Source organism: Streptomyces sp. APSN-46.1 (assembly GCF_022815725.1).
GTDB lineage: Bacteria > Actinomycetota > Actinomycetes > Streptomycetales > Streptomycetaceae > Streptomyces.
Map to the genome: position 1 here is coordinate 334,253 of NZ_JALGRF010000005.1, position 13,515 is coordinate 347,767.

Here is a 13,515-nt window from a genome sequence, read left to right on the forward strand (position 1 = left end):
CGCTGATCTGACGAACCGTCAGCTAGTTGGGAAGGGCTCCCTCCGCCACGGGCTGACGTGTACGAGCAAGACAGGGCAGACTGACCCTTACACCGACGGAAGGCAGGGGGGACGACAGATGGACGGCATACCGGCCATCCCGCACCAGCGGAACCACCCCGAGGCAGCCCCCACAGCCCAGACAGCTCCGACCCGCGCGCGCAAAGCTTCCGAATCCGCCCCGAAGATCCCGCCCGAAGCCGAAGCCGCGCCGAGGCCCGGGGCCGACACCCCGCCGGCGCCCGAGGCCCCGCCGGCGCCCGGGGCCGGCGCCCCGCCGAGGCCCGAAGCCGAAGCCGAAGCCGCGCCGGGGCGCGGGGCCGGAGCCCCGCCCGGGGACAGCACCGAAACCGCCGGAGGCAACCGCACCCGGTTCGCCGTCCTCGGCCCCATCCGCGCCTGGCGCGGCAGCGAGGCCCTGGCCTCCGGCAGCCCCCAGCAGCGGGCCCTGCTCGCCGTGCTCCTGCTCCGCAACGGCCGTACCGCCACCGCGCCCGAGCTCATCGACGCGATCTGGGGCGAGGACCCGCCCCAGCAGGCCCTCGCCACCATCCGTACGTACGCCTCCCGCCTGCGCAAGGTCCTCGACCCCGGCGTGCTCGTCAGCGAGTCCGGCGGATACGCCATCCGGCTGCGCCACATGGAGGCCCTCGACCTCGGCGTCGCCCGCGCCCTGGCCGCCGACGCCGAGAAGGCCCGCGCCGCAGGCGACCGCGCCCTCGCCCGTACGCTGCTGGCCCGGACCCTGGACCTGTGGGACGGCGAACCCCTCGCCGGAGTCCCCGGCCCGCACGCCGAGACCGAGCGCGCCCGGCTCGCCGAGTGGCGCCTCCAGCTGCTGGAGACCCGCCTCGACCTCGACCTGGAGGTCGGCCACCACGCCGAGGCCGTCTCCGAACTCACCGCGCTCACCGCCGCCCACCCCCTCAAGGAGCGGCTGCGCGAGCTGCTGATGCTCGCCCTCTACCGCAGCGGACGCCAGGCCGAGGCCCTCGCCGTCTACGCCGACACCCGCCGCCTCCTCGCCGACGAACTCGGCGTCGATCCACGGCCCGAACTCGCCGCCCTCCAGCAGCGCATCCTGCGCGCCGACGCCGAACTCGCCCGCGCCGAGGACCCGGCGCCGGCCGCGGCCGCCGTCCACGTCAGGCCCGCCCAATTGCCCGCGACCGTGCCGGACTTCACCGGCCGCACCCCCTTCGTCACGGAGCTCGGCGAGATCCTGGCGGGCGCCGAGGGCCAGGTCATGGCCGTCTCCGCCCTCGCCGGCATCGGCGGCGTCGGCAAGACCACCCTCGCCGTGCACGTCGCGCACGCCGCCCGGCCGCACTTCCCCGACGGCCAGCTCTACGTGGACCTCCAGGGCACCGAGCCGCGCCCCGCCGAACCCGAAGCGGTGCTCGGCTCCTTCCTCCGGGCGCTCGGCACCCCCGACACCGCCATCCCGGACTCCCCCGCCGAACGGGCCGCGCTCTACCGCTCCACGCTCGACGGCCGCCGCGTCCTGGTCCTGCTCGACAACGCCCGCGACGCCGCCCAGGTTCGACCGCTGCTGCCGGGCACGGCGGGCTGCGCCGCCCTCGTCACCAGCCGGGTCCGCATGTCGGGCCTCGCCGGTGCCCATCTCGTCGACCTCGACGTGATGAGCCCCGAGGAGGCCCTGCAACTGTTCACCCGGATCGTCGGCATCGAGCGGGTCACCGCCGAACGGCAGGCCGCCCTCGACGTGGTCGGCGCCTGCGGGTTCCTGCCGCTGGCCATCCGCATCGCCGCCTCCCGGCTCGCCGCCCGCCGCACCTGGACCGTCTCCGTACTGGCCGCCAAACTCGCCGACGAGCGCCGCCGGCTGGACGAGCTCCAGTCCGGGGACCTCGCCGTCAAGGCCACCTTCGAACTCGGCTACGGCCAGCTGGAACCCGCCCAGCAGCGCGCGTTCCGCCTCCTCGGCCTCGCCGACGGCCCCGACATCTCCCTGGCCGCCGCGGCCGCCGTCCTGGACCGGCCCGAGCACGACACCGAGGACCTCCTGGAGGCCCTCGTCGACTGCTCCCTCCTCGAATCCGCCGCGCACGGCCGCTACCGCTTCCACGACCTCGTACGGCTCTACGCGCGTGCGTGCGCCGAACGCGACGAACAGCCGGCGAGCGAGCGCGACGCCGCCCTGTCCCGGCTGCTGGACTTCTACCTGGCCACCGCCGCCCGGGTGTACGCCCTTGAGCGCCCGGGCGACCGTACGGTGGACCACCTGCCGTCCACCGACCGCGCCGGACTCGTCTTCGGCGGCCGCAGCGCGGCGCTCGACTGGCTGTACGTCGAGGCCGACTGCCTGCTCGCCTGCGTCCAGCAGTCCGTGGGCCGGGGGCAGCTCGACCGTTCCGTCGGCCTGCTGATGGCCGCCAAGGACCTCGCCGAGTCCGGGGCCAGCTCCCGTACGTACGAGAACGCGGCGGTCACCGTCCGGGACGCCGCGCGCTCCCTGGGCAACGCGCGCGCCGAGGGCCGCGCCCGTACGACGCTGGCGCAGGCCCAGATCACGGCCGGCCGCTTCGACGCGGCCGCCGCCGAAGCCGTCACCGCCATGGACCTGGGCCGGTTCGCCGACGACCCCTGGACCAGCGGCAACGCCCCCAACGAGCGGGGCATCATCGCCATCTACCGCAAGGAGCACTCGGCCGGCGAGGAGGCCCTGAGCCAGGCGCGGGAGGCCTTCAGGGCCGACGGGAACCGCCCCGGCGAGGCCAGCGCCCTGTGCAACCTCTCCCGGATCCACCTCGCCCAGGGCCGGACGGGCAGCGCCGTGGAACTGGCCCGGCAGGGCATCGAGATCTACGCCGAACTCGGCCTGGAACTCCGGCTCGCCAACGGGCGCTACGCGCTGGGACTGGCGCTGAGCCAGGCCGGCCGCTTCCCGGAGGCCCTCTCCGAGTTCACGCAGGCACTGGAGATCTTCCACGACAACCGCCAGCCGCTGTGGGAGGGCGTGACCCACTTCCGGCTGGCCGAGGTGCACCTGGCGGCGGGCCGGGCCACGCTGGCCGCCTCGCACGCGGAGCAGGCCATCGCGCTGCGCGGGATCGGCGGCGTGTGGCGGCGCGGCACCGTGCTCCAGGTCCTGGGCAAGGCGCTCATGGAGCTGGGGCAGCCGGACCGGGCGAGCGCCTGCTGGCGCGAGGCGCTGGCGATCTACGAGGGTCTGGGGTCGCCGGAAGCGGCCGAGGTCAGGATGCTGCTGGCGCTCGCCGCGACCTCGTGAACGCGCGCGTTCATCATTCGTTTATCGCCGTGCGACACGCTGTACCTGTCGATCCGCGGAGACGGCGGGTGGACGGCTCGGCCACCGGAGGGCACTACTAAAGTGCCGACTCCATGAAGATCCGTCCGGCGACCCTCGGGGGAGTCGCCGGCCGGATCGTGCCGAACGACGACACACACTTTCAGGAGTGCGCCATGACTGATGCGACCACGCCGCAGACGCCGAAGAACCCGGCCAAGCCGCTCGACAGCCACGCCTCGGGTGCTGAGGCCGTCGTGGACATCCAGACGCTGGACAGCCACGCCTCGGGCGAGCCGATCGACGCGCCGGTTCCGCCGGTGACGCCGCTGGACAGCCACGCGTCGGGCGAGCAGGTGCTGAGCATGGACAGCCACGCGTCGAGCGAGCCGTTCAAGCCGTAACGGCGGTAACGGCGGGCACCGGCCGGCCGCAGGGGGGCTGCGGGCCAACAGACCAACGGGGGTAAGCGCCTCGGGTCCTACGGGGGGACCGACGGGACCACGAGGTGACGGGGGAAAACGACGATCGCGGTGGCCCGGAGGGGGAGCCACCGCGGTCGTCGTATGCGCATGTCCGCCGGAGTCGGCCCGCACGTCATCCCGCACGTCATAGGGTGAAGGCGTGTTCACCTCACAGGGGCCGACCGTCCGCGAGCTGGCCGTCCAGGCCCTCTCCTCCATCGAGCGGGGCTACGACCTGCTCTCGCCCAAGTTCGACCGGACGCCCTTCCGCACCCCGGACCGGATGCTCGACGCCGTCGAGGAGACCCTGGCCCAGCGGGAGGGCTCCTTCGGCTCCGGGCTCGACGTGTGCTGCGGCACCGGCGCGGGGCTGGGGATGCTGCGGCGGCTGTGCCGGGACCGGGTCACCGGGGTGGACCTCAGCGCCGGGATGCTGACGGAGGCCGCGCGGGCGCACCCGGACGGCGTGGACTTCGTACGGGCCGACGCGCGGGCGCTGCCGGCCGCGCTCGGGAACTCGTACGACCTGGCGGTGAGCTTCGGGGCCTTCGGCCACTTCCTGCCGGCCGAGCGGCCCGCCCTCTTCGCCGGTGTCCGTTCCGCCCTGCGCCCCGGCGGGCTCTTCGCGTTCCCGATCGGGGCACCGATCCCGCCGACCGCCCCGCTGTGGTGGGCGGTGGCCGGCTTCGACGCCGCGATGCGGGTGCGGAACGCGGTGTGGCGGCCGCCCTTCGTCATGTACTACCGGACGTTCCCGCTCAGCGGCGTCCGCGCGGACCTGCACGCGGCCGGCTTCACCGTGGAGACCGTCCCGCTGACCCCCTTCGGCCGCCGCCCCGACGGCAGCCCCCACTGGCGCCTGGTCCTGGCCCGCCGCGCGGGAGAGATCTAGGGGGTGTTTCGCGCCCGCAGGTCCCGCTTTAGGACCTTGCCGCTCGCGTTGCGCGGTAGTTCGGTGACGAACTCGACCTCGCGCGGGACCTTGTAGTTGGCCATCTCGCGGCGGGACCAGGCGATCAGGTCGTCGGCGGTGAGCGTGGCGCCCGGGCGGCGTACCGCGTAGGCCTTGCCGACCTCGCCGAGGCGCGGGTCGGGGACGCCGACCACCGCGACGTCCGCGATGTCCGGGTGGAGGCCCAGGAGTTGTTCGATCTCGGCGGGGTAGGCGTTGAAGCCGCCGACGATGAACATGTCCTTGATCCGGTCGGTGATGCGCAGGTTGCCGTCCGCGTCGAGGACCCCGACGTCGCCCGTGCGCAGCCAGCCCTCCGGGGTGATGGCCCGCGCGGTTTCGGCCGGGTCCTCGAAGTAGCCCCGCATGACGTGGTGGCCGCGTACCCACACCTCGCCCGCCGTGCCGGGGGCCTGGGCGGTCCCGTGCCGGTCCACGATCCGCACCTCCGTGCCCGGGATGGCCCGCCCCGAGGTGGCCGCGACGACCTCGGCCGGGTCGCCGCGCCGGCACATGGTGACGATGCCGCTCGCCTCGGACAGTCCGTACGCCGTGAGCACGGTCGCGATCCGCAGCTCGCCGCGCAGCCGCTCGACGAGCCGGAGCGGGACCACGGCCGCGCCGGTGACGACCAGGCGGAGGGCGGAGAGGTCGTGGTGGTCGCGCTGGGGGTGGTCGAGGAGCGACTGGTGCAGGGTGGGCGGGCCGGGGAGTACGGAGATCCGCTCGGCGGCGATGTTCGCGAGGACGGTGTCCACGTTGAAGACGGGCTGCGGGACCATCGTCGCCCCGCGCATCAGGCAGGCGATGATCCCGGCCTTGTAGCCGAAGGTGTGGAAGAAGGGGTTCACGATCAGGTAGCGGTCGCCCTCGCGCAGTCCGGCGAGCTCGCTCCACACGTCGTAGCAGCGCAGGGACTGGGCGTGGGTGATGACGGCGCCCTTGGGACGGCCGGTGGTGCCGGAGGTGAAGATGATGTCGGAGGGGGCGTCGGCGCGTATCGACGCGGCGCGCTCGTGAACGGCCTCGACCGGTACGCGGTCCCCGCCGGCCAGGAAGTCCTTCCAGGTGCGGAAGGACTCCGGGGCGTCCTCGGCGAGGACGACGACCTGCTCCAGGTGCTCCAGGCCCGGCAGCGGGCCGGTGCCGGGGCCGTCGGCGGCGGCGCGGCGCAGGGAGGCGACGTAGGAGGTGCCGAGGAAGGTGCCGGTGACGAAGAGCAGCCGGGCCCGGCTGTGCTGGAGGACGTACGCCGCTTCGGCGCCCTTGAAACGGGTGTTGAGCGGGACGAGGACGGCGCCCGCCGAGACGGCCCCGAGGGCGGAGACGATCCACTCCAGGGTGTTGGGCGCCCAGACGGCGACCCGGTCCCCGGGTTCGACGCCGGCCGCCATGCAGGCGGCCGCGGCGCGCTCGACGCGGGCGCCGAGCTGCGCGTAGCTGATCCGGACGCGGCCGTCGACGACGGCCTCGCGGTCGGCGTACCGCGCCGCCGCCGCGCGTACCAGCCCGGCGATGCTGCCCCAGCGCAGATCCCCGCGCCCGTCTTCGCGCCCGTCCTCGCGCCCGTCTTCGCTCATCGCGCACCCCTCCCCGTAGCCGACCAGCCGCAGCCGCACTACTAGCTGACTATCCGTCAGATTAGCTGTAGCCTTCGCGGCTGTCAGTACCGGTGCACCGCACCCTCGGAGGTGGCGATGGCGGCAACGCTCAAGGACGCGACGGCGATCGTCGGGATCGGCCAGACCGCGTTCGCCAGACAACTCCCCGCGAGCGAGAAGGAACTGGCCTGCCGGGCAGTCCTGGCCGCCCTCGCGGACGCCGGGATCGCGCCCTCCGAGGTCGACGCCTTCGCCTCGTACACCATGGAGGAGACCGACGAGGTCGAGGTCGCCAAGGCCATCGGCGCCGGCGACGTCACCTTCTTCTCGAAGGTCGGCTACGGCGGCGGCGGTTCCTGCGCCACCGTCGGCCACCTCGCGGCCGCCGTCGCCACCGGGCAGGCGAGCGTGGGCGTCGCCTGGCGCTCGCGCAAACGCGGCTCCGGCCCGCGCCCGTGGAAGAACACGGCCGCGCAGCTGCCCACCCCCGGCCAGTGGACCCGCCCCTTCGGGCTGCTGCGCCCGGCCGACGAGATCGGCATGCTGGCCCGCCGCTACATGCACGAGTACGGCGCCACCCGCGACCACCTCTTCAACGTCGCGATGGCCTGCCGCAACCGGGCCAACGAGAACCCGGCCGCGATGATGTACGAGCGCCCGCTGACCCGCGAGATGTACATGACCTCCCGCATGATCAGCGACCCGCTCTGCCTCTTCGACAACTGCCTGGAGACGGACGGGGCGCTGGCCTGCGTGATCGTCTCCGCCGAGCGGGCCCGGGACTGCCGGCAGAAGCCCGTGTACGTGCACTCCGTGGCCCAGGGCCTGCCCGCCCAGCACCACGGGATGGTCAACTACTGGAACGACGACCCGCTGTCCGGGCCCGCGTGGACCGCCGCCCGCCACCTGTGGAAACAGGCCGACTTCGGGCCGCAGGACGTGGACGTCGCCCAGATCTACGACGCCTTCACGCCGCTGATCCCGCTGTCCCTGGAGGGCTACGGGTTCTGCGGGCGCGGCGAGGGCGCCGCCTTCACCGAGGGCGGGGCGCTGGAGATCGGCGGCCGGCTGCCGATCAACACGGGCGGCGGCGGGCTCAGCGAGGCCTACGTGCACGGCTTCAACCTGATCAACGAGGGCGTCAAGCAGCTGCGCGGCAGCTCCACCGCCCAGGTGCCGGACGCCGCGACCTGCCTGGTGACGGCGGGCGAGGGGGTCCCGACGTCCGCGATCCTGCTGCGCCGCGCCTGAAGCCGAAGCCACGAAGCCCGCCCGGGGCCTGAAGCCCGACGCCTGACGCCTGATGCCCGACGCCTGATACCTGAAGCCCGACGCCCGACGCCCGAGGAGGCTCATCATGACCGCCGCTCCTTCGGAAGACCTCCTGCTCCCCGTCCCGGACGAGGACGGCGCCCCCTTCTGGGAGTACGCCGCCCGAGGGGAACTCCGCATCCAGGCCTGCGCCTCCTGCGGCAGACTCCGCTTCCCGCCGAGGCCGTGCTGCCCGCACTGCCAGTCCTTCGACTCCGAGTGGCGGCCGATGAGCGGGCGCGGCCGCATCTGGTCCTACGTCCGCCCGCACCCGCCCCTGCTGCCCGCGTACGCCGCGCAGGCCCCGTACAACGTCATCCTCGTGGAGCTCGCCGACGCCCCCGGGATCCGGCTGGCCGGGAACCTGGTGGCCTCGGCCGATGCCCCGCTGAACTCGGTGGACCCGGCCCGGCTGCGGATCGGCGCCAAGGTCCAGGTGGCGTTCACCGAGGTCGGCGGGGTCGCCGTACCGCGCTGGCTGCTGGAGCGGTCGTGACGGTGCGGGTGGAGCGGGACAAGGCGAGCGGGGTCGCGGTCGTCACCCTGGACCGGGAGCGCCGGCACAACGCGATCGATGTGGAGACGGCCGCCGAACTCGCTTCGGTATGGCGGGAGTTCCGGTACGAGGAGGAGGTACGGGCGGTCGTGGTGACGGGCGCCGGGACGGCCGCCTTCTGCACCGGCATCGACCGCGGGGTGGAGGTGCCGCAGCCGAGCTCCCCGTACTCGATCGACGACCCGCTCGTAGCGATCGGCCCGAAGGCCAACGACCTGTGGAAGCCGGTGATCGCCGCCGTCAACGGCATGGCGTGCGGCGGCGCCTTCTACATCCTGGGCGAGGCGGAGTTCCTGATCGCCTCGGAGACGGCGAGCTTCTTCGACCCGCACACCACGTACGGGATGGTCAGCGCCTACGAGGCCGTCTACATGGCGCAGCGGATGCCGTTCGGCGAGGTCGCCCGGATGTCCCTGATGGGCACGGCGGAACGGCTCTCGGCGCGCCGGGCGTACGAGATCGGCCTGGTCTCCGAGCTGACGGCGCCCGCGGAGCTGCTCCCGGCGGCGCTGCGCGCGGCGGAGACCCTGTCCGGGTTCCCGACGGAGGGCGTGCAGGGCACCGTACGGGCGCTGTGGTCGGCGAAGCGGGCCGCGCTGCGACAGGCGCTGGACCAGGCGCCGGCGCTGATCACGCTGGGGAACCTGCCGCCGGAACGGCAGGCCGCGCTGTTCGCGAACCGGCGGGAGGCGCCGGAGCCGCGGGTGCGGTGACGGCGCTCCGGCGCTCCTGGCGCTCCTGGACCTCTAACGCGTGCGCTTCGGCTTGGGCTTGGCTGCCGGGGTGCGGGTGGAGCCGCCCTTGGGGATCCCCACGGAGGTGGAGGCCGTGGACGTCGGGCGGGAGGCGGCGGCCGAGACGGTCTGGATCCGCCCGACGACGCAGCTGCGCACGTCCCCGGCCTGGTCCGCGAGGAGCATCGGCACCTCCACGGTCCGGCTCTCGCGCGCCTTCAGTACGACCTCGACGGAGGTGGAGTCCACGCGGCCCGTCGCGCCCTCGAAGACCAGCGGCACACGGAACGTGCGGTCGCCGGCCACGTCGGAGGTGACCTTGAGGGTGGCCTTCGCCCGGCCCGGGCCGGCGCAAGTGACGACCTCGGCGTGGGCGGGCGGGGTGGTCTCGGTGGGGGTGGAGGTGGGCGAGGCCGTCGCGTTGCCGCCGGAGTGGCTGTTGGAGGACTTCTTCTTGGAGCTCTTGGAGCTCTTGCTCTTCGAGCTGGAGCAGCCGCCCCCGCCACTGCTCTTGCTCTTCCCGCTCTTCCCACTGCCGCTGCCACTGCCATTGCTTCCGTGGCCGCCGCTCGACGAGAACCCGGTCAGTGCGAGCACGACGACGGCGAGCACCGCGGCGAATCTGATGCGACGTCCGGCCACCATGACGGGAACCCCTCCCCCTTGGACAACGGCGGGCCACGCTACCAGGCGCCGCCGCGGGCGTACCGGGTGAGGAACAGATCGACGCCGAAGGCCGCCTGGGCCCGCAGTTCCGCCTCCGTCAGCCGGTACGCCGGGTCGAAGGCCTTGGCGAGCTGCGGGACGGAGACGGTGACCGCCACCAGCTGCCGTACGGCGAGTTCCACGTCGGGTACGTCGAGCACCCCGCGCGCGGCGAGCACCCGTACGGCTTCCACGAGGGGGGCGTTCATGGCGGCGTAGCTGCGCAGGTACCAGAGGCGGCCGAGCTGCGGGAAGCGCTCGACCTCGCCGATCACGAGGCGGCGCAGCGACATCAGCCGGTCGCAGAGCTGGAGCCGCATCCAGTCGCTCTGGACCGCGATCAGGGCGCCGCGCAGGTCGGGGGCGCCGGTGAGCACGGCTCCGCAGGGCTCCAGGCCGGCGTACGCGTTGCCGAGGACACCGCCGATGACGGCGAGGAACAGCCGCTCCTTGTTGCCGAAGTGCTTGTACACGGTCGGTTTGGAGACACCGGCGCGGGAGGCGATGGCGTCGACTGAGGCCGCGCTGTAGCCGCTGCCGAGGAACGCGGCGACGGCGGCCTCGGTGATCGCTCTCCGCTTGAGCCGGGAGGAGCCGGCCGCGACGGGCAGGACCGGGATCCCGTAGGCGTCGTAGGCATCGGTCGCGGAGGTTGAGGCGGAGGCGCTCATGGACCCACCCTAACCCAAGAACTAAACGAAACGGTGTAGTTGCGAGATTGAACTACACGGTTTAGTCTCATCCCCGTCGAGCCGCCACGGCCCGCTACCGCAGCCGAAGTCACCCGTCGATGTCACCCCAGGGGGAACTCCCATGTCCGAGTACAAGATCCTCGCCATCTCCGGCAGCCTGCGCGCCGGCTCGCACAACACCGCCCTGCTGCGCGCCGCGCAGAAGCACCAGCCCGGCGGCCTGAACATCGAGATCTACGAGGGCCTGCGCGAGATCCCGCCGTACGACCAGGACCTCGACAACCCGCAGGACCGCCCGGCGGTCGTGGGCGAGCTGCGCCGGCTCGTCAGCGAGGCCGACGGCCTGCTCCTCGCGACCCCGGAGTTCAACTACTCCATCCCCGGCGCCCTGAAGAACGCCATCGACTGGCTCAGCACCGACTGGAGCAAGAGCGAGGGCCTGCCGCTGCTGCGCAAGCCGATCGCGATCTCGGGCGCGGCGCCGACGAACTTCGGTTCGGTGCGGGCTCAGCTGGCGCTGCGCCAGGTGTTCGTGTGGACGGACAGCGACGTCGTTGTCAAGCCCGAGGTGATCATGTTCCGTTCGTACGAGCGCTTCGACGAGGGCGGCAACCTGACGGACGAGACCTCGATCGAGCTCCTCCAGGGCCTGCTCGGCGCACTGAAGACCAAGATCGAGACGGCGGCCGCCGCGCGATAGTGGTGTTCCCCTCCTGACGACCTGACGACGACGTGCCCCCGGCCCCGGCCGGGGGCACGCGCGTTGAGCCCTCGACCGCGGTGAGGTTCCGGGGAATTCACGCGCGCAGCAAGCCGCGTTGCTGCGCGCGCCACATGCCGCCCCTGCACTGGGAGACGCAACTCCTCACCCCCAGGGAGAGCCGTATGCGTCAGACTCCGCACCTCGCCGTCTCGTCCGCCGTCGCCGCCGCCGTCCTCGCCTTCTGCGCGCTCACCGCTCTCGGCGCGGCACCGGCGACCGAAGCCGCCGGACGGCCGACCGCGGCCCCGCGCCCGGTGACGGCCGCCGGCCCCGAGCCAGAGCCCGAGCCAGCGCCCGTCACGCTCCCGTTCACCCGGTCGGCGCGGTCCACCGTGATCGCCCCCGGGGTCACCCAGACCTCCCTCGTCCTCGGCCGGACCGACGCCGGCGCCGACGACGTCTGGACCGTCCACGTGAACCAGCCCCTGACCGACGACGGCCCCTACAGCCGGGCCACCGGCGCCCTCGGCCCCGAGGCGCGCGCCGGCCGGCTGGCCGCGGCCCTGCGGGCCAAGGGCTTCGAACCCCGCGTGGAGGAAGTCCGTACCCCCGCCTACGCCGACCGCCCGGCCGGCACGCTGGGCTGGACCGTGCGGGTCGGCCGGTACGCCGACCGGTCCGCGGCGGCGACCGCGCTCGCCAAGGTCCGGGCGGCCGGGTTCGCCGGGGACAACCGGTACACGGCGCAGGACGGCACGGACGCCGAAGCCCTCCAGCGGGTGTTCGTCGTCCAGGTGGACTTCAAGCAGTTCACCGGCCGTCTGGCCAGCGACTTCGGGCCGAGCGTCGACGTCTTCGAGCAGCTGCCCGACCTGGTGAGCGCCACCGGGGCACTGGCGGGCATCAACGCCCAGTGGTTCGCGGACAGCGGCGCGCCGCTCGGCCTGTACGTCAAGGACGGCCGGCTGCTGAGCTCCGCCACCCAGGGCCGCGGCGGGATCAGGATCGCGCGCGGCGGGCGGGAGGTGGACGTCGATACGTACTCCACGCGCATCACGGTCAGCGTGGGCAAGGCCACCCGGGAGGTCGACGGCATCAACCGGACACCCGGCGAGATCTGGAACTGCGGGGGCGTCGGTGGCGACCTGCCCACCCAGCATCCGCAGCAGGACTTCAAGTGCACCGACGAGAGCGAGCTCGTCCGCTTCACCCGCGAGTGGACCACTCCGCCGGCCGGACCGGGCGCCGAGGTGGTCCTCGACCGCGACGACCGGGTGACGGCGGTGAACCGCACGCGCGGGGCCAAGCCGCCCGCGGGCGGCTCCACCCTCCAGGCCGTCGGCGAGAGCGCCCGATGGCTGATCGCGCACGCGCGCCCCGGCATCCGGCTGGGGTTCACCCAGCGCGTCCTGGACGGCGGCGGGAACACCGTCCCGCTGACCGCGGACACCACGATCGTCCAGGTCGGCCCGACCCTGGTCCGGGACGGCCGCGTCGCGGTGAACGCGGTCGGCGACGGCATCATCCGCGAGGGGGTCGACCAGACGCACCCCTACAACTGGGTGGTCCGCGGCAACCCGCGCTCCATGATCGGGGTCGACGACCAGGGGCGGCTCCTGCTGGTCGTCGTGGACGGACGCCAGGTCGGCTGGAGCTCGGGCCTGAGCATCACCGGTGCCGCGGAGTTGATGAAGTCCCTGGGAGCCCGGGAGGCGCTGAACCTCGACGGCGGCGGATCGAGCGTGATGGTCACCACCGGGTCGGGCATCGTCAACCGCCCCTCGGACGCCACGGGTCCGCGGACGCTGGGCAACGTCCTGCTGCTGCACCGGACCGCGACCGGCCGCTGAACGGGCCCCGGCCAACAGGCCCCGGCCCGCCGGCCCGGCCCCGGCATGACGGCGGCCCCGTCCCCCGAAGGGGCGGGGCCGGCCAGCCGTGACGGGCGGGGTGGGGATCAGGCGGCGTCGACGACGCCCGAGGCGGCGATCTTGATCTCGCCGCGGGTGGAGCCCGAGGGGGTGCCCAGCTTCTCGATCCGGTCCACGACGTCCTGGCCCTCGACGACCTCGCCGAAGACGACGTGCTTGTTGTCCAGCCACGGGGTGACGACGGTGGTGATGAAGAACTGCGAGCCGTTGGTGTTGCGGCCGGCATTCGCCATCGACAGCAGGTACGGGCGGTCGTGCTTCAGCGTGAAGTTCTCGTCGGCGAACTTCTCGCCGTAGATGCTCTTGCCGCCGGTGCCGTTCTGCTTGGTGAAGTCGCCGCCCTGCAGCATGAACTGCGGGATGACGCGGTGGAACGGCGAGCCCGCGTAGCCGTAGCCGTGCTCGCCGGTGGCCAGCTCGCGGAAGTTCTTGGCGGTCTTCGGGACGACGTCGTCGAAGAGGTTGAAGACGATGCGGCCGGCGGCCTCACCGTCGATGGTGATGTCGAAGTAAACGTTGCTCATGGGGTCCATCCTGTCACTCCCGGTGCCGTACA

Annotated in this window: 12 protein-coding genes; 8 read left to right on the top strand and 4 right to left on the bottom strand. The window is 73.2% G+C overall.

The window, feature by feature from the left end; all coding sequences use genetic code 11:
- The first annotated feature begins 118 nt into the window (after positions 1-118).
- The 3 genes from MTF65_RS17810 to MTF65_RS17820 all read left to right on the top strand — a co-directional run bounded on the left by MTF65_RS17810 (position 119) and on the right by MTF65_RS17820 (position 4,666).
- Positions 119-3,292, top strand: coding sequence for a BTAD domain-containing putative transcriptional regulator (locus tag MTF65_RS17810; protein WP_243629691.1), 3,174 nt, complete (start codon positions 119-121; stop codon positions 3,290-3,292).
- A gap of 194 nt (positions 3,293-3,486) precedes the next feature.
- A complete protein-coding gene (locus MTF65_RS17815; protein ID WP_243629692.1) occupies positions 3,487-3,714 on the top strand; it encodes a hypothetical protein in 228 nt (75 codons plus the stop codon).
- A 220-nt stretch (positions 3,715-3,934) separates the two neighbouring features.
- Complete coding sequence (locus tag MTF65_RS17820) at positions 3,935-4,666, top strand: class I SAM-dependent methyltransferase (protein ID WP_243629693.1); 732 nt, start codon at positions 3,935-3,937, stop codon at positions 4,664-4,666.
- Here the strand turns inward: MTF65_RS17820 and MTF65_RS17825 are convergent.
- Positions 4,663-6,306, bottom strand: coding sequence for a FadD3 family acyl-CoA ligase (locus MTF65_RS17825; RefSeq protein WP_243629694.1), 1,644 nt, complete (start codon positions 6,304-6,306; stop codon positions 4,663-4,665). The genes MTF65_RS17820 and MTF65_RS17825 overlap by 4 nt on opposite strands.
- Before the next feature lie 117 nt (positions 6,307-6,423).
- On the opposite strand from MTF65_RS17825, the gene MTF65_RS17830 reads away from it, so the two are divergent.
- The 3 genes from MTF65_RS17830 (at position 6,424) to MTF65_RS17840 (ending at position 8,907) form a co-directional block, all read left to right on the top strand.
- Positions 6,424-7,578, top strand: coding sequence for a lipid-transfer protein (locus MTF65_RS17830; protein WP_243629695.1), 1,155 nt, complete (start codon positions 6,424-6,426; stop codon positions 7,576-7,578).
- Between the two features lie 106 nt (positions 7,579-7,684).
- Positions 7,685-8,134, top strand: coding sequence for a Zn-ribbon domain-containing OB-fold protein (locus MTF65_RS17835; RefSeq protein ID WP_243629696.1), 450 nt, complete (start codon positions 7,685-7,687; stop codon positions 8,132-8,134).
- A complete protein-coding gene (locus MTF65_RS17840; RefSeq protein WP_243629697.1) occupies positions 8,131-8,907 on the top strand; it encodes an enoyl-CoA hydratase/isomerase family protein in 777 nt (258 codons plus the stop codon). Before MTF65_RS17835 ends, MTF65_RS17840 begins: the two co-directional genes overlap by 4 nt.
- A gap of 33 nt (positions 8,908-8,940) precedes the next feature.
- Here MTF65_RS17840 and MTF65_RS17845 read toward each other — a convergent pair whose 3' ends face one another.
- Positions 8,941-9,573, bottom strand: a complete 633-nt coding sequence (locus MTF65_RS17845; protein WP_243629698.1) for a hypothetical protein — start codon at positions 9,571-9,573, stop codon at positions 8,941-8,943.
- A 38-nt stretch (positions 9,574-9,611) separates the two neighbouring features.
- The gene (locus MTF65_RS17850; RefSeq protein WP_243629699.1) at positions 9,612-10,304 is read right to left on the bottom strand and encodes a TetR/AcrR family transcriptional regulator; all 693 of its coding nucleotides are present in this window, start codon (positions 10,302-10,304) and stop codon (positions 9,612-9,614) included.
- Between the two features lie 142 nt (positions 10,305-10,446).
- Here MTF65_RS17850 and MTF65_RS17855 point away from each other — a divergent pair, with 142 nt between their 5' ends.
- On the top strand, positions 10,447-11,025 hold the full coding sequence (locus MTF65_RS17855) for an NADPH-dependent FMN reductase (protein WP_243629700.1): 579 nt from the start codon (positions 10,447-10,449) through the stop codon (positions 11,023-11,025).
- A gap of 185 nt (positions 11,026-11,210) precedes the next feature.
- Entirely contained in the window at positions 11,211-12,878 is a 1,668-nt protein-coding gene (locus MTF65_RS17860; protein WP_243629701.1) for a phosphodiester glycosidase family protein, read from the top strand.
- Positions 12,879-12,985: 107 nt separating this feature from the next.
- On the opposite strand, the gene MTF65_RS17865 is transcribed toward MTF65_RS17860, so the two are convergent.
- On the bottom strand, positions 12,986-13,483 hold the full coding sequence (locus MTF65_RS17865) for a peptidylprolyl isomerase (RefSeq protein WP_243629702.1): 498 nt from the start codon (positions 13,481-13,483) through the stop codon (positions 12,986-12,988).
- Positions 13,484-13,515 lie beyond the last annotated feature (32 nt).

Coding starts and splice junctions, on each gene's coding strand:
- MTF65_RS17810 (WP_243629691.1), top strand. CDS start 119: ATGGACGGCATACCGGCCATCCCGCACCAGCGGAACCACCCCGAGGCA.
- MTF65_RS17815 (WP_243629692.1), top strand. CDS start 3,487: ATGACTGATGCGACCACGCCGCAGACGCCGAAGAACCCGGCCAAGCCG.
- MTF65_RS17825 (WP_243629694.1), bottom strand. CDS start 6,306: ATGAGCGAAGACGGGCGCGAGGACGGGCGCGAAGACGGGCGCGGGGAT.
- MTF65_RS17830 (WP_243629695.1), top strand. CDS start 6,424: ATGGCGGCAACGCTCAAGGACGCGACGGCGATCGTCGGGATCGGCCAG.
- MTF65_RS17835 (WP_243629696.1), top strand. CDS start 7,685: ATGACCGCCGCTCCTTCGGAAGACCTCCTGCTCCCCGTCCCGGACGAG.
- MTF65_RS17845 (WP_243629698.1), bottom strand. CDS start 9,573: ATGGTGGCCGGACGTCGCATCAGATTCGCCGCGGTGCTCGCCGTCGTC.
- MTF65_RS17850 (WP_243629699.1), bottom strand. CDS start 10,304: ATGAGCGCCTCCGCCTCAACCTCCGCGACCGATGCCTACGACGCCTAC.
- MTF65_RS17855 (WP_243629700.1), top strand. CDS start 10,447: ATGTCCGAGTACAAGATCCTCGCCATCTCCGGCAGCCTGCGCGCCGGC.
- MTF65_RS17860 (WP_243629701.1), top strand. CDS start 11,211: ATGCGTCAGACTCCGCACCTCGCCGTCTCGTCCGCCGTCGCCGCCGCC.
- MTF65_RS17865 (WP_243629702.1), bottom strand. CDS start 13,483: ATGAGCAACGTTTACTTCGACATCACCATCGACGGTGAGGCCGCCGGC.